Raw genomic sequence first — 22,354 nt, 5'->3', positions numbered from 1 at the left:
GCGTAAGATGCTTTTATAAGCTCTATCGCGACAAGCCGGTAGGAGAAATAAATGACGAAAAGAATGTTGGTGGATGCCATGCATCCCGAAGAGACTCGTATAGCAATTGTCGAAAGCTATAGAGATAACAATAGATTAGAAGATCTTGACTTTAGTTTGGCCAGCAAGCCTATCTTGCGGGGCAATATCTATCTGGCCAAGGTCATGCGCATTGAGCCGTCCTTGCAGGCCGCTTTTGTCGAGTACGGCGGCAACCGCCACGGCTTCTTGCCCTTCAGCGAAATCCATCCCGATTACTTCCGCATCCCCATGGCGGATCGCCCCCATGATGAGGAAGAGTCGGACGACGACTCTATGGACGAAGAAGACCAAGAGGATACGGATATCGACTCTGAGCTTAACGGGAACGATTCCGCTCCTGATGAGGCCGATGACGACGACAAAGACTACACGCAAGATAAGGCCACAACGTCTCCAACCGAGGATGAAGCTCCCGTTGAGGAAGCTCTTTTGGCGGAGGAGTCTTCCGCAGCCCCAACCGCCCAGCCGTCGTCTGCCCCTATTAGCAGCTTGGCTCATGCGTTTGGCGATGAGGACACAAGCGTCGGCCTGATCACAGATTTTGGCAACGCCGCTATCGGGGGGGGGTCGCTGACCGAGGTCGCAATGCCCGAAGCGCCGCCCGAAAGCGTTGGCGGCGAAGTGACCGAGCGCATCGTGCGCCAGCATCGCCCCCGCTATAAGATTCAAGAAGTCCTAAAGCGCGGCCAAGTCATGCTCATTCAGGTTGTGAAGGAAGAGCGCGGGAATAAAGGCGCAGCCTTGACCAGCTTCCTGTCACTTGCCGGACGCTATTGTGTTTTGATGCCCAACACAGATCACGGTGGCGGCGTCTCACGCAAAATTACCAATCACCAAGACCGTCGCCGTATGAAGGAGATTCTGGATCAACTGGAAATCCCCGAAGGCATGGCCGTCATCTTGCGCACGGCGGGCATGGAACAGGATCCGCCCGACATTCAGCGCGATTTGGAATATCTTTTGTCCATGTGGGACAGCATCCGCGAACAAACGCTGGCCTCCAGCGCACCGACGCTGATTTATGAGGAAGCGAACCTAATCAAGCGCTCGGTGCGTGATTTGTACACGCAAGACATCGCCGAGATTTTGATTGCAGGCCAAGAGGGCTTTGAAAAAGCGCACGAGTTTATACGCGCCGTCATGCCCGATCAGGCCGACAAGGTTAAGCTCTATAACGATCCGACGCCGCTGTTTATCCGCTTCCAAGTGGAAAACCAAATTGATACGCTCAACAGCCCGATTGTGCAGCTACGCTCTGGCGGCTATTTGGTCATCAACCCGACCGAAGCGCTGGTGTCCATCGACGTGAACTCTGGCCGCGCCACGCGTGAACGCCATATTGAGGAAACGGCGGTTAAAACCAATCTTGAGGCCGCCGAAGAAATCGCACGCCAACTGCGCCTTCGCGATCTGGCAGGTCTAGTCGTTATCGATTTCATCGATATGGAAGATGGCCGCAATAACGCCGCCGTCGAACGCCGCATCAAAGAATCGATGAAGAATGACCGTGCGCGTTTGCAAATTGGCCGCATCTCACCCTTCGGTTTGCTGGAACTGTCGCGCCAACGTCTGCGCCCCAGCCTGATTGAAATCAACTTTGAGAAATGCCCGCATTGCTCCGGCTCTGGCTATATTCGCTCGCCTGACTCGGCGGCGCTATCCATTCTTCGCGCTATTGAAGAAGAAGCCATCAAGCAACGCACGAATGAGATCACGGTTCAAATTCCGACCAACGTCGCCGTCTATATCCTTAACCACAAGCGCGACGCAGTTGGCTCCTTAGAATCGCGCTACGGTCTGACCATCGTCATTCAAAACGACGACGCGATCCCGCCTCCGGGTTATAAGTTGGAACGCGCCAAGGGTCGCCCCACGTCTCGCCGCGCCGAACCGGCTGTGAACGCGGATCAGGTCATTGCTGATACCGAACGCGATATGCCACTCTTCTCGCATGACGAGTCCCGTGATGAGACTGAGGGGGACTCCTCGCCCTCACCCTCGCAAGAGGAAGGCTCAACCGAAGGAACAGGCCGCCGCGGGGGCCGCAGCCGTTTCCGCAAACATGATCGCGCGGGCCGCCCCAGCACAAGCCGTCGTGGAGGGCGAGGCAGTGAAACGCCGCGTGCATCCACGGATGATCCTTTTGCTTCTCCTGAAGCGAACACGTCCTCCCTTGATCTGGGCGAAGATTTGCAATCATCGCCTCGCCCCTCGGCGCAAGAGCAGGATACTGATCCTGATGGCAAGAGCCGTCGCCGTCGTGGTCGTCGCGGTGGTCGCCGCCGCAATGGCGGGGAGCCTCGTGAAGCAGGCGAAGCCGCTGCTGCACCCGCAACGGGGAATGGGAATGGCGGAGGCCGCCCTCCACGCGCCTCTCATGAACGCGCCGCTGCGCCAAAGCCGTTCATTCCAACCAGCATTCATGATCTTGACACAACACCAAGACCCGTCGGACAAGGCTCTTCATCCTATGAAGTTGTTAACCCATCCGGTGGCGATCAGCCCAAAGGCGGCTGGTGGAAACGCCTAACGGGTGGTAGCGGACAATAAGATGCTTTAACAGGAGGGGACATGAGTTTTCGTAAAGCATCACTTGCAGTTATCGTTTGCATCTCACTCCTTGGTGGATGCAAACCGCAAGAGCAAAACGCAAATGGAAACGCCTCAACGCTGCACCATATCCGCGCATCACATGAGATCAGTTGCGGATATCTGGTCTATTCCCCGTATATTCGCCTCGACCCCAACACAGGAAAGTTGTCAGGCATTTTCTATGACATCATGGAGCAAATTGGTCGTAATGCCGATTTGCGCATTCGATGGGCCGAAGAAGTCGGTTTTCAGAACATCATGCCCGGATTGGATGCGGGTCGTTTTGATGTTTTCTGCGGCGGACTGTGGCCGAATGCTAGCCGCGCTTTGGCTGCTTCCTTCTCTCAGCCAGCCTTTTACAGCACCATTCAAGCGTGGGTTCGTTCAGATGATAATCGGTTTCACACGCTTGATGATCTTAGAACGGCAAAGGCGCGGTTATCGGTCGTCGATGGCGCGATGGAGGATTCTATCGCCCGTGCGGATTTTTCAGAGCTAGAGCGTGTCTCATTACCTGACACAGCTCAGTTTTCACAAAACTTTGAGAATGTTGTGACGAAGAAAGCTGATGTTATTTTTGCCGAACCTTCCATGGCTGCCGAGTTTTTGCAAAAGAATCCGGGGACAGTTCGCTCCCTCGGCATCGACAAACCATTACGGATTTTTGGAAACGCCTTGGTCGTCAAAAAAGGCGATTATGAAACAAAGGAGTTTCTTGATTACGCAATGCAGGAGATTGTCTACAGTGGTCAGATGGATCGTATTCTTAAGAAATACGAGCCCGTTCGAGATGCTTTTCCCCGTGTCTCCACCCCCTACCGACACAGCAATAATTAACCCCTCCGGTGGCGATCAGCCCAAAGGCGGCTGGTGGAAACGCCTAACGGGTGGTAGCGGACAATAGAGCGCAACAGCAGACAGAAAAAGAATAGGGGCGCTTTTCACAAGCGCCCCTATTCTTTTTAACCCTTTCTTTCTCCATTCCTTTTGTCTAATCTGCCGTCCATGAAAAACATATTATCCGATACGGAAACACTGCACAGCGTGCCTGACGAGCAAGGTCATTTCGGCCCCTATGGCGGGCGGTTTGTCGCCGAGACTCTGATGCCTTTGGTGTTAGAGGTTGAGAAAGCCTATAACGCCACCAAGGACGATCCCGCCTTTCAAAAAGAGCTGGATTATTACTTGAAGCATTACGTTGGCCGTCCCTCGCCTCTTTACTACGCACCGCGCCTGACGGAAAAGTTTGGCGGCGCGAAAATATACTTGAAGCGCGAAGAGCTGAACCATACAGGCGCTCATAAGATCAATCACTGCATGGGGCAAATCTTACTGGCCAAGCGGATGGGCAAGACCCGCATTATTGCCGAGACAGGCGCGGGTCAGCATGGCGTGGCCACGGCTACCGTCGCCGCGCTCTTCAACCTGCCTTGCGTTGTGTATATGGGCGAGCTGGACATTGAGCGTCAGCGCCCCAACGTCTTTCGTATGCGCCTTCTGGGCGCAGAGGTTCGCGCGGTCAAAAGTGGCTCACGCTCGCTCAAGGACGCGATGAACGAAGCCTTGCGTGATTGGGTCAGCCATGTCGATGACACGTTCTATATCATCGGCACGGTCGGCGGGCCTCACCCCTACCCCGCCATGGTGCGCGATTTTCAATCCATCATCGGACGCGAAGTGCGTGAGCAAATGATGGAGGCCGAAGGCCGCCTGCCGGACTCGCTGGTCGCCTGCGTTGGCGGCGGATCGAACGCCATGGGCCTCTTCCACGAGTTTTTAAATGAACCCAGCATCGCCATTCATGCGGTTGAGGCCGCCGGTCATGGCATTGCGACGGGCATGCACGCTGCCGCCCTAACAGGGGGTCGCGCTGGAATCCTTCACGGCATGCGCAGCTATTTCTTGCAGAACGAGGACGGCCAGATTCAAGAGGCTCATTCCATCTCGGCAGGCCTCGATTATCCGGGCGTAGGGCCAGAGCATGCGTGGCTGCACGATAATGGTCGCGTGTCCTATGTCTCGATCACCGATGATGAAGCCGTTGAGGCCTTCCAGCTTTGCAGCAAGTTAGAGGGCATTATTCCAGCGCTAGAGCCTTCGCATGCGCTGGCCTATGTCGCCAAGATCGCGCCGACGCTCCCTAAAGATCATCTTATGGTCATCAACCTGTCAGGACGCGGGGACAAGGATATCTTTACTGTCGCCGACCGCCTTGGAGTCATAATCTAATGGACACAATCAATCGCCTCGACGCACGGTTCGCCACCTTGAAAAAAGCGGGGCAAAAGGCCTTTATCCCCTTTGCCACGGCGGGCTACCCGAACCTTGAGCTTTACCCTGAGATCCTCGCAGGCTTTCCCAAGGCTGGCGCGGATATCATCGAAATCGGCATGCCGTTCAGCGACCCGATGGCGGATGGCCCTGCGATTCAGACCGCGAACCTGCAAGCCTTTAAAGCGGGCATCACGGTTCCTAAGATTTTGAACATGGTGCGTGACTTCCGTAAAACGGATAACGAAACGCCGATCATCCTGATGGGCTATTACAACCCAATTTACAGCTATGGCATCATGCGCTTTCTGGACGATGCCAGAAAAGCGGGCGTGGACGCTTTTATCATCCCCGATTTGCCTCCCGAAGAGGATGCGGAGTTCCGCCTTCCCGCCGCTCAGCGCGATATGTTGATGATCCGTCTTGTGACGCCAACGACAGACGCGGGACGCTTACCGACAGTTCTTAAAGACGCTCAAGGCTTTTTATACTGCGTTTCTATTGCGGGCATTACGGGGGCGGCCACCGCAACCGCCGCCTCCCTTGGCAATCTGATCGGGCGTGTGCGCGAGAAATCTACGCTCCCCATCGCAATTGGTTTTGGTGTCAGCACGCCAGAGCAAGCCCATGAAATGGCAAGCGCCGCCGATGCCGTGATCGTAGGCAGCGCCATCATGACGCATATCGCCAAGCGCTTGGACGGCGCAGGCAATCCCCGCGAAGGTCTTGTGCGCGAGGTTCTGTCCTTTACCGCCGCCCTTGCCCAAGGCGCGCATAAGCGCTGCTAATCCGCATTCACATGCTTGACTGTCGGGAACGGAATCTCAATCTTTTCGGCATCGAAGGCCTTTTTGATTGCCAGCAAGAATGCGCGGCGAACAACAGCATGCTTGCCCGCCTTCGTCTTGATGCGGCTGCGGATCACGATTGAGGAGTCGCCTAGCGCCTCAACGCCTAACACCTCTATTGACTCTAAGATGATGCTTTGAAAAGCAGGATCAACCTGCAACACATCGCCCGTTTTCCGAATAACTTCCATCACTCTATCCAAATCGCTGTCATAGGAAACGCCGACATCCATCATAGCATAGGAGAATATCTTCGATTCATTAGTGATAACCGAAATGGCACTAAAAGGCATGATATGAAGCGATCCGTTGATATCTCGTAACCGCACCGTACGAATAGACAGATTTTCGACAACGCCCCTGTTCCCGCCAATGGTCACCCAATCGCCAACGGCCAGATTGTCCTCTAGAATAATCGAAAGACCCGTCAGAAAATCTTTCACCAGCGTTTGTGAGCCAAAACCAATGGCGACTCCAAGAATACCAGCGCCCGCCAGAAGGGGCGCGATGTTGATGCCAAGCTCGGACAACGTCACAAGTCCGACGATGACAGCCAGAACCATCACCGCTGCTATTTTAACCATGGGAAGAATTGTTCTTGCACGCGCGTTGGCTTGAACAGCACGGCCATGCGCATCGCGCTTGTTCAGCTTGCGCTCAATGGCTGCGTGCAACAGCTCATAGACCAAGACAACAATTAGCAACATCGAGGTGATAGAAAAGACCGAGCCTAAAACGCGCTGCCCCCACGGGCTAGCGACTAGGGCGGGAACATCCACGCCCCATGAAGCTGCTATACCCGCCATCCCCAAAGCCCACGTTACAATCTTCAGCAAAACGCCCATGACGGGACGATAAAGGCCAGCATTAATCGAAGAATTGGCCTTGCGGTACTTCAGCTTCGCTATCCAATAAAAAGCAAAACGCATCGCCAGAAGGAAAAGAAGCGTGCCAATTGTTCCCTTTTGCAACAGTGTAAAACCGCCGCCAGCGCCAAGCATCGTTACAATGTAACCGACAATAAGATAAAAGATAGCCAGAACATGCCACGTTCGCGCCAACCACAGGCGTATACCACCCGTCAGGGAATGGCGTGCCCCCGTCGCCGTCAAATCGCCGCGAATAAAGGCCGAGATCGCCACCCTTTTGCGCACGATCACCGCTACCGTCATGGCCACGACGATAAGGGCAACAAGGTTTGTGAAGCCGGAAATCGCGGCCATCGGAACCTTGACCGTCTTGGCAATCTCAGCCGTAAAGAAACCCGTGACCATGACCGAGGCCAGCCATGTGATCCAGCTTTGAACTGTCAAGGCCACTTCTGTCGTGATCGGCAAAAAGCGCAAGGAAATCGCGTGCGGCGCAAGGAAAAAGCGCAACAAAACGCGCACCAAGCGCAATAGGGCCAACGCGTACACAACCGTCATCACGATATAGCGCGCAAGCTTGGTGGGATCTTGCGCGTCGATCAGAAAGACCGCCACAGCAATGAATAGAACAACGGGAATAAGCGAAATCCCCAGCCAGCCCATGATGGCGCCAAAGCGCCTCCACGGCGATTTAAAGGTCGCGTGATATATCTTGTGACGCAGGGCCAGAAAGACAAGATCGGCCAGCCATCCGGCAGCAAAAGACGCGCCGATGACAAGCAGCAACAGAGCGCCCGTATCGATCCACCGCGCTTGCAGGATCGGGTCATTAGCTTGCTGGGCAAGCCATGTTGCTAATTGTGGCAACGCTGCAAAATTATCAAAGAAGGTCGCGCCTTCGCTGCCCACCAATTTGAACGCATTAAGAACAAGTCCCAACGCGCGCGTGCCAAAGGTTTCCTCTGGCTCAATATCGACAGCATTAGGATCGCCCGTCACAAGAGCCTGCAACTGCTGCCCGATTTCTGCGGCGATAGGGGTAATGCCCTTCCGTACGGGAATCGGCGGCTCACGGTAAGGCATGGCCTGCGCCAGCAAGGGGGTCAGCGCGATAAGCGCGATCAGAAAAAAGCGTGATAACATCTTCATAGCAAGCATCCTGTATTAAAAACGATAGTATTAGGTATAAGGATTCGGAATCCGGCGAGGCCGCTCCTAACCATCATACAAAGTGGGCGAAAATGCGCCACCAAAAAGGCAAAACGTCCTTATTTCTTTTGCAACCTATTGATACGCCTTATTCCTTTCGATTTCTCTTGAAAAACTGAAAAATACGCCCATATTAATACTGTCACCAACTTATTTTTGAAAGGCTGATCACTATGGTCGATCCATTCTTCAGTAATCCTACCGCTTCTGCGCCTTCACGCGCCATGACGTTTGATCAAGGGCTGCGTGCGCATATGGTGCGTGTGTTTAACTATATGGGGGGCGGTCTTGTCCTAACAGGTCTTGTCGCCTTTATCGTTGCCAACACGGCTCTAGCTCAGATCATTTTCGGCTCACCGCTGAAATGGGTAGCGATGCTTGCGCCTCTCGGCTTTGTTTTTTATCTAAACTTCAAGATGGCCACAATTAGCGCAGCGCGAGCCCAAACGCTCTTCTGGCTCTTTTGCGCCACGATGGGCCTGTCCATGGCCGCTATTTTCATGGTCTTCACGGGGGCCAGTGTCGCACGGGCTTTCTTTATCACAGGGGCGACCTTTAGTGGTATGGCTTTGTGGGGCTATACGTCTAAGAAAGACCTCACCAGCTTTGGCGCGTTCTTGATGATGGGCGTGATGGGTCTGTTCATCGCCATGCTGGTCAATTTGTTTATTGGCTCGAGCATGATGCAGTGGATTGTGTCGGTCGCGGGCGTTGTCATCTTCACAGGCCTCACCGCCTATGACACACAAAGGATCAAGCAGACCTATAACGCCAGCTGGGGCGATGAGGCGAACAACAAGCTCGCGGTCATCGGCGCGCTGAGCCTGTACATTAACTTCATCAACGCGTTCCAATTCCTTCTCAGCCTGACAGGGGATCGCCGCTAACGGATGAGATACAACTTATGAAAAAGGGGGCGCGTGGCCCCCTTTTTTGTGTCCTTTTTTAAGGGGACGCTTTTACAAACGGGCCTATTAAATGACTCGCGTAGGAAGAAAAACAAACGGGCCCCCCGCTTTCGCGGGGGTGACGGTTATGGGGAGAAAACTAAACACAAACCCCATCATTCCCGCGTAAGCGGGGGGCCCGTTTTCTTTTTTTCTTCGCGGGTCAGTTTTCTTATCGCTGTTGGTATTACATATGCACCACGCGGCCATAGGCATCCAGCACCGCTTCGTGCATGGATTCCGAAATGGTCGGATGCGGGAAGACCGTGTGCATTAGCTCAGCTTCCGTGGTTTCAAGCGCGCGGCCAATCGTAAAGCCTTGGATCATTTCGGTCACTTCCGCACCGACCATATGAGCGCCCAGCAAAGCGCCCGTCTTGGCATCAAACACGGTCTTGACCATGCCTTCCGGCTCGCCCGTCGCAATCGCCTTGCCGTTGCCCATAAAATTGAAACGCCCAACGCGAACCTGATACCCGGCGGCCTTGGCCTTCGCCTCGCTCATGCCGACACTGGCAACCTGCGGCGTGCAATAGGTGCAGCCCGGAATGTTCCCAAGATCAAGCGGATGAACATCCTTCGCGCCCATAATTTTCTCAACGCAGATCACACCCTCATGGCTGGCCTTATGCGCAAGCCAAGGCGGCGCGGTTACGTCGCCAATAGCGTAGAGGCCCGCTTCGTCCGTCGCGCTCCACTCATTAATTTTGATATGACCTTTTTCAATCACAGCCTTTGTGTTTTCCAAGCCAATGTTTTCGATATTCGCCACGATGCCGACGGCCATGATCACGCGATCAAAAGTTTGCGTCGTCGCGCGACCGTCTTTTTCGATGGTGGCGGTCACGCTGTCCTTGGCCTTGTCTAACTTCTTGACGACGGCCTTCGTAATGATCTTAAGGCCACGTTTCTCCAGCGCCTTATGCGCGAAGGCAGAAATCTCTTCGTCCTCTATGGGCATGACGCGATCCATCACCTCCACCACCGTGACGGCAACGCCCAGCGCGTTATAGAAACTTGCGAACTCAATCCCAATCGCGCCAGAGCCGACAACCAGCAGCGATTTTGGCAACGCATCGGGAACCATCGCTTCCTTATACGTCCAAATCAATTTGCCGTCAGGCTCAAGGCCCGCCAGCACGCGAGGTCGCGCACCCGTCGCGATAACGATATGTTTGGCGGTCAATTCAGCGACGCGCTTGCCGTCCTTGGTGACTTCGACCTTACCCTTACCCATCAGCTTGCCAAAGCCATCCACGACTTCAACCTTGTTCTTTTTGAGCAAGTGTTTGACGCCCGCCGACAGCTGCGCCGACACGCCGCGAGAACGCTCAACCATTTTCTTAAGATCGAAGCCGAAGTCCTTGACCTGAATCCCATATTCGGCGGCATGCTTGATGTTCGTGACAATCTCAGCACTGCGGAGCAAAGCCTTGGTCGGGATGCAGCCCCAGTTCAGGCAAATGCCACCCAAATGGTTCGCTTCAATCAGCGTGACCTTCATGCCCAACTGGCTGGCGCGAATGGCGGTAACGTAGCCACCGGGCCCGCCGCCGATAATGATAATGTCCGATGTTGTCATGAGTTTTCCTTTGTTAAGTCGATAGCATACCGACGCCTTACGTGTCCCTCGTGAAAAATCGAAGGAGCTTTATCTTGTAAGAAGCCTCCATTCGATTCAATTGCTTTCCATGAGGCGGGATTGTCATCATCCGCAGTAACAAAAACGCGCTCGATGCAAAGCGCCTTCATTTTTAAGAGACCCAACGCCAGCATCTTCTTTGCATAACCTTGCCGCATCATGGAGGGACGCACGCCGTAGCCAATATGGCCGCCATGTATTTCAAGAAAGTCGTTCAGCTCATAACGAAGACTGATCGCGCCGATAAAATCCGTCTCATTAACTAGCCAATAATCATTATATGGCACGCGCTTGCGCTCGATCCCATCGGGAGGCGTAAAAAAACCACCTTGACTATTGATCCCTTCCAAATGATCAAAAGGGTCTTGCTCTATTTTTTGGATTTCCTCTTCAGAGGGAATAGCACGAACGCCAATGCGAAAACCTTCCCTCAGCGCCGCAACGTACGAGGCGAGATAACGCGTGTCAGGAAGAATAAGACGAAGCATGGTTGTTCCTTTAAAAAAACTGGATTCCCGCTTTCGCGGGAATGACGGGGTTTTTATGGAAAAATTCCCCTTTAGCGTCATCCCCGCGAAAGCGGGGATCCCGTTTAATTGTTCCCTACACTACCAACCCATAGGGTTTTTCGATGAGTGTTTTGAAAGCCGCGAGGAACTGAGCGCCCACCGCACCATCGACCGCGCGATGATCCACGGACAGTGTGCAGGTCATCACGGTGGCAACAGCCAGCTGGCCGTTTTTCACAACGGGACGTTGCTCGCCCGCGCCGACGGCCAGAATGCAGGCTTGTGGCGGATTGATGATGGCAGCAAAATCGCGCACGCCAAACATACCAAGGTTCGAAATCGTAAAGCCACCACCCTGATACTCATCGGGGCGAAGCTTGCCTTCCTTAGCGCGCGCGGCAAGGTCTTTCATCTCAGCCGAAAGCGCCGCGAGCGGCTTACCTTCCGCACCCTTGATGATCGGCGTGATCAGACCCGAAGGCGTGGCCACGGCCACCGCAATATCGGCGCGGCGATAACGCAAGATGGCGTCATTCGTCCAACTGGCATTCGCATCCGGCACTTTTTTAAGCGCCAAAGCCACCGCGCGGATTACGCAATCGTTGACCGAGATTCTGGAGCCGGAGGCTTCATTCGCTGCGGCGCGAAGCGCCAGCAGATCGTCAATTTCGCAATCGACCGACAGGTAAAAATGCGGAACGGTTTGTTTAGATTCAGACAAGCGCTTAGCAATGGTTTTGCGCATCCCGCTGTTGGGGATCGCGTCATAAGGCGCTTCGCCAGTGATCGGCGCGGCCACAAGAGACAAACGGCCAGCGCCAGCGCTTTCCACGTCGGCACGGACAATACGGCCATTAGGCCCCGATCCCATGATGAGGCGCAGGTCAACGCCATTTTGCTCGGCGATACGTTTGGCCAGAGGGCTTGCGATGATGCGGTCTTTTGCAGGTGATCCCATATTCTATAGTCTCCTTTAAATATCCCTTCATGCAGAGCAAGGGCTCTCGACTTTTCCTCCCCCCCCTCCCTAACCAGCCAAGCGGCCTTGACTCCCTTCGGCGTCAAGCCCCGCAAGGGGGAGGGAACAGATTTACGCCGCCTTTCTATAGCAAACCTGCCGGACAGCGTCGACGATGTCCGAAGGCTGTGGCAGCGCCAGCTTTTCAAGATTGGCAGCATAGGGCATCGGCACATCCGCGCCATGGACACGCACCATCGGCGCATCCAGATAGTCAAACGCGTGTTCCATCATCTGCGCCGCGATTTCAGAGCCAATCCCCGCGAAGGGCCAGCTTTCCTCAACGGCCACAAGACGGTTCGTCTTCATCACGCTTTGCACGATGGTGTCCGTATCCAAGGGCCTCAACGTGCGCATATTGATGACTTCTGCCGAGATACCTTCGGCGGCTAAAACCTCTGCCGCCTCTAACGCATGGCCAACCATGCGCGAGAAAGCCACGATGGTCACGTCGCTGCCATCACGCATGATCCGCGCCTTGCCGATGGGAGCCGTGAAGTCCTCATCATCGGGTAGCTCAAAGCTTTGGCCGTACAGCATTTCATGTTCAAGGCAAATGACGGGGTTAGGATCACGAATGGCGCTCTTCAAAAGGCCTTTCGCATCCGCGCTGTCATAAGGCGCGATAACTTTAAGGCCCGGAATATGCGCGTACCAGCTGGCATAGCACTGCGAGTGCTGCGCCGCGACGCGCGCCGCCGCGCCGTTGGGGCCGCGAAACACGATGGGGCAGCCCATCTGGCCGCCGGACATATAACGCGTCTTGGCGGCAGAGTTGACGATCTGGTCAATCGCCTGCATCGCAAAGTTCATGGTCATAAACTCAACAATCGGCGTTAGGCCGCCAAAGGCCGCGCCAACGCCAAGGCCGGCAAAACCCATCTCGGTAATCGGCGTGTCGATCACGCGTCTATCACCAAACTCATCCCACAAACCTTGCGAGACTTTGTAAGCGCCGTTGTACTCGGCCACTTCCTCGCCCATCAACACGATATTTTCATTGCAGCGCATTTCCTCGCCCATCGCCTCGCGCAAGGCTTCACGCACCGTCAGCGTTTTGTATTTTGCATAAGTCCTATCGTCAGCAATCGGCGCAGCGGCAGGCGCAGCAGCAACAGCGGCGGGAGCGGATGCAAAGTCAGCAGCAGAAGCCATAGGCGCAGCCTTGCTCTCATGCTGGGCCATCGCGGCGCTGTCCTCGCCCTCCTCCAGCAAAAGCGCGATAGGCGTATTCACCGCCACACCTTGCGATCCGGCAGGGATTAAAATCTTGCCAATCACGCCTTCGTCGGCGGCTTCGACTTCCATCGTCGCCTTGTCGGTTTCGATCTCCGCGATCACATCGCCGCTGCGGACTTTATCGCCTTCGTTCTTGACCCAACGCGCCAAAGTCCCCTCGGTCATCGTAGGCGACAAGGCAGGCATCAGAATTTCAATGGTCATACCGTTATTCCTTTTCCCTTTAATTTACGCGTCAGCCAAAACGTCTGTCCAAAGCTCGGACGGGTCAGGCTCGGGGCTTTCCTGCGCGAACGTGGCGGCATCGGTCACGATCTTTTTGATCTCTTTCTCAATGCTCTTCAAATCGTCCTCGGACGCCAGCTTGTCTTTCAAAAGCCTTGCGCGAAGCGTGTCGATAGGATCGCGGTTTTCTTTCCAGTCATCAACCTCTTCTTTCGGGCGGTATTTGGCAGGATCGGACATGCCGTGACCGCGATAGCGGTAGGTGTCCATCTCCAGCAAAACAGGGCCTTTGCCAGAGCGGGCATGTTCAATAGCCTCAAGCGCCGCCGTATAGACTTGGGCGACATTCTGACCATCGACCTTATGACCATGAATGCCATAGGCCTCGCCACGCTGGCTTTGATCGCCCGCCGCATGACGCTTTCTGGATGTTCCCATGGCGTATTGGTTGTTTTCGATGATGTACACGATAGGCAGCTTCCACAAAGCCGCCATATTAAAGCTTTCGTACACCTGCCCTTGGTTGGTCGCGCCGTCGCCCATAAAGGTCACGCAGACGCCGTCATCCTTCTTATAACGATGGGCAAACGCAAGCCCCGTACCAATGGGAACCTGAGCGCCCACAATGCCGTGGCCGCCGTAAAAATGTTTTTCGACGCTGAACATGTGCATCGAGCCGCCCTTGCCTTTGGAATAACCGCCGATGCGGCCCGTCAGCTCAGCCATCACGCCCTTGGGGTCCATACCCATCATTAGCATTTGGCCGTGATCGCGATACGAGGTGACGCAGGAATCTTGTTCCTTCATGGCAGAAAGAACGCCTGTCGTCACGGCTTCCTCGCCGATGTACAGATGGCAGAAGCCGCCAATCAGGCCCATGCCGTACAGTTGCGCGGCCTTTTCCTCAAAGCGGCGGATCAGCAACATCTCGCGCCATGAGCGAATGAGATCCAGCTTCTGTGCTGGGCTGGAAGTGGACTCAACAGTTTTAAGACTGGCAGATGATTTCATATCTTGTTTCCTATGACTCATTAAGGCTCCAAAACTATAACTTATTCACAGACAAGGGATTAGCCAGTCTTACCCAAAAAAGCAAACCCCTGAGTGTGCAATGCAGCAAAAGGTCAGGGAGATTTTGGTAAATCAGGTGATTTATCCTGTGGCGTCAGGATGATAATTTCATTGGGTTTGGAATAGTTAAGAAGCTCACGCGCCTTTTCATCCAGCAAATCGGGATCCATGCTCTTATCACGGAGCAACGTCGTGCGGTGTTCCAGCTCTTCCCGCTCCTTCGTCAAACGGGCAAGGTTAGCCTCGCCGATTTTAATCTCGTTTTGAACGCGCAGCATGGCGAACCAGCCACGGTCGCCCTGCACCGTATGATAAAGGAAATACCCCACCAAGGAGGCCCCGATCAACGACCAAAAAAGCTGTCCCACCCACTTATGTTTTTTCCGGCGCTTGACCATGGGGGGCGCAGCGTCAGCCCATCAAGACGGACGTTCCGGCAAAGCGGGCGATTTTGCCCAGCTGCTCTTCGATCCGCATCAATTGGTTGTACTTGGCCAAGCGATCCGAGCGTGAGAGCGAACCGGTCTTAATCTGCCCGCAATTCGTCGCCACAGCCAGATCCGCAATTGTTGAATCTTCCGTCTCGCCCGAGCGATGGGACATCACGCAGCGATAGCCCGCCTTGTGCGCCATCTCGACAGCTTCCAGCGTTTCGCTAAGCGTGCCAATCTGGTTGACCTTAATCAAAACGGCGTTCGCGATGCCGCGTTCAATGCCTTCCGCGATGCGGACAGGGTTCGTGACAAAAACGTCATCGCCAACAATTTGGATACGCTCGCCCAACTCCTCGGTCATCATCTCCCAGCCCTCAAAATCATCCTCGGCCATGCCGTCTTCGATGGAGATAATGGGGAAGTTGTCACAAAGATCGGCATAATAACGAACCATTTGCTGAGCCGTTAAGGTCTTGCGCTCGCCCGTCAAGGCATAGTGGCCGTCCTTAAAGAACTCGCTTGAGGCGGCATCCAGCGCGATCATGATATCCTCACCCGGCGCATAGCCGGCCTTTTCAATGGCGCGCATGATATAGGTAAGCGCCTCATCGGCTGAGCGCAGGTTCGGCGCAAAGCCGCCCTCGTCGCCGATGTTGGTGTTCAGACCCGCGTCCTTCAACAGCTTTTTAAGGCTATGGAAAACTTCCGCGCCCATACGGATCGCATCGGTGACGCTTTCGCCGCCGACGGGCATAATCATAAACTCTTGGATATCGATGGGGTTATCGGCATGAGCGCCGCCATTCATGATGTTCATCTGGGGCACAGGCAGCAAGGAAGCCGCCGTCCCTCCAACATAACGGTAAAAGGGAAGATCGCATTCCATCGCTGAGGCTCGCGCAGCCGCCAAGCTCACGCCCAAAATGGCGTTTGCGCCAAGACGCGACTTGTTGGGTGTGCCGTCCAGCTCGATCAACACGCCATCAAGGCCAATTTGATCAAGAGCATCATAGCCGATCACGGCATCCGCAATCTCGCCGTTCACATGCTCAACCGCACGCATCGTGCCCTTGCCCAGATAACGCTCGGCATCACCATCACGAAGCTCAACCGCCTCATGCGCGCCTGTCGATGCGCCCGAAGGAACGGCGGCACGACCAAAAGCGCCAGACTCCAGCTCTACATCGACTTCCACCGTGGGGTTGCCACGGCTGTCAAGAATTTCGCGGCCATGAACATGAAGAATGGTGGACATAGGTAAGGACTCCCTGTTGAGATATTTTTTGAATGAGAAGGAGAGTTAACCACTCTTGCCCGCAAAAGACAAGGAGGAGGGAAAAATTAAGAAGTTTGTCTAAGATAATTCTTGATCAACCTTGAAACATGGGGGGAGAGAAAAAAGCCTTCGAAAATTCTTTCCAAAAGAGCGTCACTCACTGGCTGACTTGGTCTGAACACCCACCCATTGACGCATTTGATCAAATGTTCAGTTCTATCAATTCTTGCCTGACGATAAACGACATAGCTTGGATGCTTGATAAAGGGATGTTCTCCTATCTCAATAACACAGGCATTGTCATAATACGTTTCAGGATAGATTGTTGAAACATTGACGAGTAAATGTTTATGCTCAGCGCATGAATCTGTCATAATAACGTGCAAATGGTTCTTATTACCGCTAGGAACCAGCAAGGTTCCTTTTTTCTGTGGGAAATAACTCATCGTGCTTATTCCACAAAAGCTTCACGCACACATCTTTCCTCCCTAATTCGCTCTCCCAAATACTCAACATTTGTTTTTCCAAGATATTTAAAAACACGTTCATAGGGGATTGGATTCGACGAACCGTCAGGATCTTCCCATTCGGGGCAATTTTTATGCGTCCAATCCCGTATTTCGAATTGCCCCATATGGCCAAATTCAATCCACACGGCTTGCAGCGTGGCTATTTCAGATTCACTCAACTCATCTAAATCATCAACGGTAGTGTTTATATTAGTCAATCCAACACAGTGTCTATCACGATCTGTTATGAATTCATCCCATCCACTATTTTCAGACACACACCCATCAATGTAATTCAATGTCATTGAATTAACTGGCCCATGAGGCATTGAAACAAACTCATCGCCAATAATTGGATAATCGTATGCTTTCATATGGGTTCTGTCGGCCAAGTAAACGAGCTTTGTCAACTTGAGGACATTAATTCTCCCACCCTCCTTTTGAGCAAAAAAGGCGGCCACTTGAGCGGCTTTTCTAGCGTTGAACCATGGTTTCATTGTATTCATTCCTATGACTTAAGAATCATCATTGTATCACAAAACAAAGTCGATATGATAGCGTAACAAGGCTATAGTTAACAAAAGCTTATATTAATTCTTCTTCTCCAGCAGCCAGCGCCCCTCTTGCACCTGCCAGACGATAAGGCCCGGAACGTAAAGAAGAAGATCACGGCAGCGGCGAATGACGGCGAGCGCAGCGGCAATTTCCGGCGTCAGCCCAAGCATAGAGCCGAACAAAAGGAATCCCGCTTCCTGCACGCCCAACGCGCCGGGCACGACAAAGGCCGCACTGCTGGTGGCTTGGATCAGCGCCTCGATCATCATGCTTTCCAAAAGCGAAAGCGGATGTCCTAGATAATGCAGGGCCAACCAAATCTCGACGCTGCACAAGGCCCATGAGATAAGCTGCATCACAAAGCAGTAAAAGGCCTTGCCGCGCCGCCGATACATCGTGCGGACGGCGTGATCCAGCCGTGCGGCGCTGCCCGCAAAACGGGCCCATTTGTCACGAAAAAGCGCGCGAAAAAGCTTCTCAAACAGACCGAAAAAGCCGATTTTCTGCACATAAAGCAACGCGCCGATGACGGGCGCGGTAATCACAAGACCCCACAGCAATTGCGCGGTCACGCTTTGATCCGCCACACGCATCAAAAACAGCCAAACGCCCAGCAAAACAAAGACGAATTGCGCGATGACGGAGGTTGTGATTTCGACGACGGTGGAAGCGATAGCGGGCGATTTGCGCATGCCGTGTTTCATCATCACGCGCACCGAGACGATCTCGCCGCCGATGCGGGCGACAGGCATCAAATTGTTGATGGAAGCGCGGATCCATAGGACATAGAGGAAGAAAAGTTTGCCCGCTTTAATCCGTCCGGGCAGCAAGGCCTGCCAGCCAAGGACGCAGGCCATCATCGGCACAATATGGAAAAGGCTTGTCCAGACAATGCCCCAGCCGGCCTGCTGCAGCGCTTGCAGGACTTGATCATAGCCCGACCAAGCGATCACACAGGTTGCAATGACAAGCCCGATCAGCCCCAAAAACGACGCCAATCGGATCATAAAACGCCTTCAAGCAACGTGACGGTTTCTTCGATAAGACGGCTATCGCTGGCGGCAAGGATCTGACCTTTGGACTCGCGGGTTAGTTTTTGCCCCTGCCAATCCGTTATGCAGCCCCCTGCCCCCTCCACCACGGGAACAAGCGCGGCGAAATCATACAGGCTCAAATCATGTTCAATACATAAATCAATATGGCCGGACGCGATAAGGCCATAGGAATAGCAATCGCCACCCACCGTCGTCGTCTTGGCCTTCTTCGCCACGCGGCGATAGGCATCCAACGACACGGCATTACCGAACGGAAAGGCTTGCGGCCCCATGCAGACAATCGCGTCATGCAGCTGGCTGCAAGGCCTTGTGCGGCAACGCTGCCCGTTCAGCGTTGTTTCATGCCCCGCCGCGCCGATCCAGCGCTCCTTCAAGATAGGCTGATCGATCACGCCCATGACGGGCACACCCTCATGCAATAAGGCGATCAAAGTCCCGAACAAAGGCTTGCCAGAGACAAAGGCGCGAGTCCCATCAATGGGGTCAATAACCCACACATATTCGGCGTTTTCACGCTCAACCCCAAACTCCTCGCCAATAATGCCGTCGTTGGGGCGTTCTTGCGCCAGCATAACGTGCAAAACCTGCTCGGCCTTGCGATCCGCAGCCGTCACGGGGGAAAGGTCGACCTTCCCCTCAACGGCCATGGACGTGCGGTAAAAGCTGCGAATCACATCGCCGCTGACATCGGCCAGTTGATGCGCCAAAGCCAGCAATTCGGGGGGACAGAAAGAAAGGGGCATGGGGGGAAGAGTCCTTCTACGTTTGTTATGAAAGACTACAGCCCCTCTCATGGAAAGAAAAGCCGTAAAAAAAGCCCGCCGTCTCTTGACGAAAAGGCCAAAAGAGAGCACCTGAAAGCCATGACCAAACGCATTGCTTTTATGGGCGATTATGGCGCCTATTCCGATCTGGCCTGCCGCGCGGCAACGCCCGACTACGAAACCTTGCCCTGTGACACGTTCGAGGACGTTTTTACGGCTGTTTACGATGGTAAGGCCGAGCTGGCCATGCTGCCCGTCGAAAACGCCATAGCGGGGCGCGTGGCGGATATCCACTACCTATTACCGCACAGCACACTGTCGATCATCGGCGAGCATTACCAGCCCGTCGTGCATCACTTGCTGGCTTTGCCGGACGCAAAATTGAGCGACATTAAAACAGTCCATAGCCATGTTCAGGCGCTTAGCCAATGCCGCAACTGGCTGCGTGAGCGCGGCATGACCCCCGTCCACAAATCGGACACGGCGGGCAGCGCGGCTGAGCTTCCAAGGCTGGGCGATAAAAGCATCGCCGCAATTGCGTCCGAGCTGGCGGGCCAGATTAACGGCCTTCAAAGCCTTGCCGCCGACATCGCGGATAAAGAAGGCAACACGACGCGCTTTTTGATTTTTGCCGCCAAGCCCGAAGTTCCGGCGCCACATACTGTTCCTTGCGTCACCACGCTGCTCTTTCGCGTGCGCAGCGTTCCAGCGGCGTTGTATAAGGCGCTGGGCGGCTTTGCAACAAACGGCGTGAACATCACCAAGCTGGAAAGCTATCTGGTGGATGGCCGCTTTACCGCCGCGCAGTTTTATGTGGATGTCGAAGGGCATCCCGAAGAAACGCCTCTTAAAAACGCATTAGAGGAATTGGCTTTTTTTGCGCATGAAACGAAAATCCTTGGAACCTATCCCGCCAGCGCGTTTAGGAAAAAGGGATAAAATTCCCTTCTATCGTTTTTCTCACCCCAAGCAGGCTGTCCCATGACCCTCAACGACAACGTCAAACAATTCCTTTTACGTCTTTTTGCCGCGCTGGGAGTCATCGCCGTCATAGTACTGATCGCAGGCACTTATGCGACATGGAACTTTTTCCATCCGAAAAAGAAAGCGCCGGAAGCGCCGAAAGCCATGGTGATATCGCTTGATTTTAACGCGCCCATCGTTGAGCAAGCGCGTGATTTCAGCCTATCGCTCCCCGCCCTCCTTAGCGAAAACAATGAAACGCCCCTTCTCACGATTGTGCGCGCGCTGGAAAACGCCAAGAACGATCCCAAGGTCAAAGGCGTCATCGCGCAGTTTGGTCCAGCGGAGTCGCCAGAGCTTGTCCACGCGCAGGAGATTGCTGTCGCGCTGGATCATTTCCGCGCCAGCGGCAAGCCCACCTATGCCTATGCCGCCAGCTATGGCGACTTTGCACCGGGACGCAGCCTTTACGCCCTCGCCAGCCATTTCGACAACATCTGGCTGCAGCCTATCGGCGCGGTGGCGCTGTCGCCGCTGTCTATCGAAGCGCCCTTTGGCAAGACCGCTTTGGGCAAGTTTGGCATCGAGGCCGACTTTATGCGCCGCGAGGAATACAAATCCTTTATGGAAAATGTCTCCCGCGATAATTTCTCAGCGCCCGTTCGCGCCAACATGGAAAGCATGCTGTTCAGCCTGAACGATCAAGTCGCCAAGATGGTAGAGCAAGGTCGCAAGGTCGATCCCGCCAAGGCCAAGACGCTTTTGGCGAACGGCCCCTATACAGCCAACGAAGCCCTGAAGGAGGGGCTTGTCACTAAGATCGGTTATGAGGACGAGTTTTTCAAAGAGCTGGATGACAAATTGGGCAAAGAGACGACCTCGGTTGATCCGTCCTATTACCTTTACTTCCATAACCAAGAGCTGAAGGACGAACCCAAGGGCACGATTGCTCTTATCTATGCCGAAGGCATGATTGTGGACACGCCGCCCGAAGGCCCCTATCGCCTTGCGCAAGAGGAAGTGATCGACACGCAATCCCTTGTCACGGCCTTTGAAGATGCCGCTAAAGATAAGGATGTCAAAGCCATTCTGTTTCGCGTGAACAGTCCGGGCGGCTCGCCCGTCGCGTCGGAATCCATTCGCCGCGCTATGATCAAGGCCAAGGAATCCAAAAAGCCTGTTTATGTTTCGATGGGGGGCATGGCTGCCTCTGGCGGCTATTGGATCAGTATGAACGCCGACCGTATCATGGCGGATCCGGCGACGATTACGGGCTCTATCGGCGTCATCGCGGGCAAGTTTGTGATCGGCGGACTCCTTGACAAACTTGGGGTTAAAATCGACACCGTTGGCGCGGATAAAAACGCCTCGCTTTGGTCGATGCGCACGCCGTTTGATGCCAAGGGGCGTGAGCGTATGAACGTTATGCTCGATGAAACCTATAAGGCCTTTACGGACAACGTCGCGGCAGCGCGGAAAATCCCGCTCGAGAAAATGCCCGATGTTGCCAAGGGCCGCGTGTTTACGGGTGAGCAAGCCGTCAAGGTCGGCCTTGTGGATGAGCTGGGCGGGATGGACTTCACCATCGCCAGCCTTAAGAAAACGATGGGGCTACAAGAAACCGACCGAGTCTATCTTAAGCCGTTCCCCGCGCCCGAAACACCGGAAACGCTGGCGATCCGCATTCTGCACAATTTGCGCTTTGGCGGCGCGATGGTGCTCAGCTTTATGCAAGACTTCCAGCGCGTCAGCGCGGCCCTTCACCCCGTCATCGGCGCGTTGGACGATCACGGCGCGATCACGGCCAAGCTGCCTCGGTCATTTTTGAATAACTGATGCAAAGAAAACAAACGGGATTCCCTAAGTTCACAAACGAAGTGCAACACTATGGTAAGGTGTTGCGGGGATGACGATAGAAGGTTAAAAATAAACACAACTCCTGTCATTCCCGCGAAAGCGGGAATCCCGTTTTCTTTTGATTTTCTTGTCCGATTATCCCAACTCTTGAAGAAAAAAAAGGGATATAATACCAACGGCTATAAATACTGACTCTTATGGAAAGCTTTTTCCTTTAGCGTCATACCGGCGAAGGCCGGTATCCAGTCGCGCCGTGTCCACGGCGCATAAGAGTCTTATGCCGCGCAGACGCGCGGCGCTGGATCCCGCTTTTCAGCGGGATGACGAAAGGGGGTTTGTCCGTCCATGTGTCATTAATTATATCCGTTGGTATAAAAAGGCTAACTAAGCAGGATTTTTAATTACACATGAAAAAGATTC

Annotated in this window: 19 protein-coding genes; 7 read left to right on the top strand and 12 right to left on the bottom strand. The window is 54.1% G+C overall.

What is annotated here, in order from left to right; genetic code table 11:
* Positions 1 to 51: 51 nt before the first annotated feature.
* The 4 genes from WC612_04145 (at position 52) to trpA (ending at position 5,732) form a co-directional block, all read left to right on the top strand.
* On the top strand, positions 52 to 2,631 hold the full coding sequence (locus WC612_04145; GenBank protein ID MFA6279968.1) for a ribonuclease E/G: 2,580 nt from the start codon (positions 52 to 54) through the stop codon (positions 2,629 to 2,631).
* 21 nt (positions 2,632 to 2,652) lie between these two features.
* Positions 2,653 to 3,510, top strand: coding sequence for a transporter substrate-binding domain-containing protein (locus tag WC612_04140; protein MFA6279967.1), 858 nt, complete (start codon positions 2,653 to 2,655; stop codon positions 3,508 to 3,510).
* Positions 3,511 to 3,678: 168 nt separating this feature from the next.
* Entirely contained in the window at positions 3,679 to 4,902 is a 1,224-nt protein-coding gene (trpB, locus tag WC612_04135; GenBank protein MFA6279966.1) for a tryptophan synthase subunit beta, read from the top strand.
* Positions 4,902 to 5,732, top strand: coding sequence for a tryptophan synthase subunit alpha (trpA, locus tag WC612_04130; protein MFA6279965.1), 831 nt, complete (start codon positions 4,902 to 4,904; stop codon positions 5,730 to 5,732). Before trpB ends, trpA begins: the two co-directional genes overlap by 1 nt.
* Here the strand turns inward: trpA and WC612_04125 are convergent.
* Positions 5,729 to 7,810 carry a mechanosensitive ion channel domain-containing protein gene (locus tag WC612_04125; GenBank protein MFA6279964.1) on the bottom strand — a complete coding sequence of 694 codons (2,082 nt, stop codon included), beginning with the start codon at positions 7,808 to 7,810 and terminating at the stop codon, positions 5,729 to 5,731. The two genes, trpA and WC612_04125, sit on opposite strands and share 4 nt — an antisense overlap.
* A 233-nt stretch (positions 7,811 to 8,043) precedes the next feature.
* On the opposite strand from WC612_04125, the gene WC612_04120 reads away from it, so the two are divergent.
* Positions 8,044 to 8,757 (top strand): Bax inhibitor-1/YccA family protein, encoded by a 714-nt coding sequence (locus WC612_04120; GenBank protein MFA6279963.1) that lies wholly within the window; start codon positions 8,044 to 8,046, stop codon positions 8,755 to 8,757.
* Between the two features lie 247 nt (positions 8,758 to 9,004).
* Here the strand turns inward: WC612_04120 and lpdA are convergent, their stop codons facing one another.
* From lpdA to hisN, 11 genes are all read right to left on the bottom strand, one after another.
* The gene (gene lpdA, locus WC612_04115) at positions 9,005 to 10,399 is read right to left on the bottom strand and encodes a dihydrolipoyl dehydrogenase (protein MFA6279962.1); all 1,395 of its coding nucleotides are present in this window, start codon (positions 10,397 to 10,399) and stop codon (positions 9,005 to 9,007) included.
* The gene (locus WC612_04110) at positions 10,396 to 10,947 is read right to left on the bottom strand and encodes a GNAT family N-acetyltransferase (protein MFA6279961.1); all 552 of its coding nucleotides are present in this window, start codon (positions 10,945 to 10,947) and stop codon (positions 10,396 to 10,398) included. The genes lpdA and WC612_04110 overlap by 4 nt, the downstream gene beginning before the upstream one ends.
* Positions 10,948 to 11,062: 115 nt before the next feature.
* On the bottom strand, positions 11,063 to 11,926 hold the full coding sequence (locus WC612_04105) for a 2-oxo acid dehydrogenase subunit E2 (protein MFA6279960.1): 864 nt from the start codon (positions 11,924 to 11,926) through the stop codon (positions 11,063 to 11,065).
* Positions 11,927 to 12,058: 132 nt separating this feature from the next.
* Positions 12,059 to 13,429 carry a pyruvate dehydrogenase complex E1 component subunit beta gene (locus WC612_04100; protein ID MFA6279959.1) on the bottom strand — a complete coding sequence of 457 codons (1,371 nt, stop codon included), beginning with the start codon at positions 13,427 to 13,429 and terminating at the stop codon, positions 12,059 to 12,061.
* 24 nt (positions 13,430 to 13,453) lie between these two features.
* Positions 13,454 to 14,461 (bottom strand): pyruvate dehydrogenase (acetyl-transferring) E1 component subunit alpha, encoded by a 1,008-nt coding sequence (gene pdhA / locus WC612_04095; protein ID MFA6279958.1) that lies wholly within the window; start codon positions 14,459 to 14,461, stop codon positions 13,454 to 13,456.
* Positions 14,462 to 14,574: 113 nt separating this feature from the next.
* Positions 14,575 to 14,889 (bottom strand): septum formation initiator family protein, encoded by a 315-nt coding sequence (locus WC612_04090; protein ID MFA6279957.1) that lies wholly within the window; start codon positions 14,887 to 14,889, stop codon positions 14,575 to 14,577.
* Between the two features lie 43 nt (positions 14,890 to 14,932).
* A complete protein-coding gene (gene eno / locus WC612_04085) occupies positions 14,933 to 16,210 on the bottom strand; it encodes a phosphopyruvate hydratase (GenBank protein ID MFA6279956.1) in 1,278 nt (425 codons plus the stop codon).
* 86 nt (positions 16,211 to 16,296) lie between these two features.
* The gene (locus WC612_04080; protein ID MFA6279955.1) at positions 16,297 to 16,677 is read right to left on the bottom strand and encodes a hypothetical protein; all 381 of its coding nucleotides are present in this window, start codon (positions 16,675 to 16,677) and stop codon (positions 16,297 to 16,299) included.
* Positions 16,678 to 16,682: 5 nt separating this feature from the next.
* Positions 16,683 to 17,237 (bottom strand): Panacea domain-containing protein, encoded by a 555-nt coding sequence (locus WC612_04075; protein MFA6279954.1) that lies wholly within the window; start codon positions 17,235 to 17,237, stop codon positions 16,683 to 16,685.
* A 93-nt stretch (positions 17,238 to 17,330) separates the two neighbouring features.
* On the bottom strand, positions 17,331 to 18,302 hold the full coding sequence (locus WC612_04070) for a flippase-like domain-containing protein (GenBank protein MFA6279953.1): 972 nt from the start codon (positions 18,300 to 18,302) through the stop codon (positions 17,331 to 17,333).
* Entirely contained in the window at positions 18,299 to 19,093 is a 795-nt protein-coding gene (gene hisN / locus WC612_04065) for a histidinol-phosphatase (GenBank protein ID MFA6279952.1), read from the bottom strand. The genes WC612_04070 and hisN overlap by 4 nt, the downstream gene beginning before the upstream one ends.
* Before the next feature lie 120 nt (positions 19,094 to 19,213).
* On the opposite strand from hisN, the gene WC612_04060 reads away from it, so the two are divergent.
* Together WC612_04060 and sppA are read left to right on the top strand one after the other, a co-directional pair.
* Positions 19,214 to 20,053: a prephenate dehydratase gene (locus WC612_04060; protein ID MFA6279951.1), complete on the top strand. Its 840-nt coding sequence runs from the start codon at positions 19,214 to 19,216 to the stop codon at positions 20,051 to 20,053.
* A 42-nt stretch (positions 20,054 to 20,095) separates the two neighbouring features.
* Positions 20,096 to 21,913 (top strand): signal peptide peptidase SppA, encoded by a 1,818-nt coding sequence (gene sppA, locus WC612_04055; protein MFA6279950.1) that lies wholly within the window; start codon positions 20,096 to 20,098, stop codon positions 21,911 to 21,913.
* Positions 21,914 to 22,354: the final 441 nt, after the last annotated feature.

The sequence above is a fragment of the Bdellovibrionales bacterium genome, from assembly GCA_041662785.1.
In the GTDB taxonomy this organism is placed as follows: Bacteria; Pseudomonadota; Alphaproteobacteria; order UBA9219; family UBA9219; genus UBA8914.
This window is presented reverse-complemented; position numbering and strand designations above follow the sequence as displayed.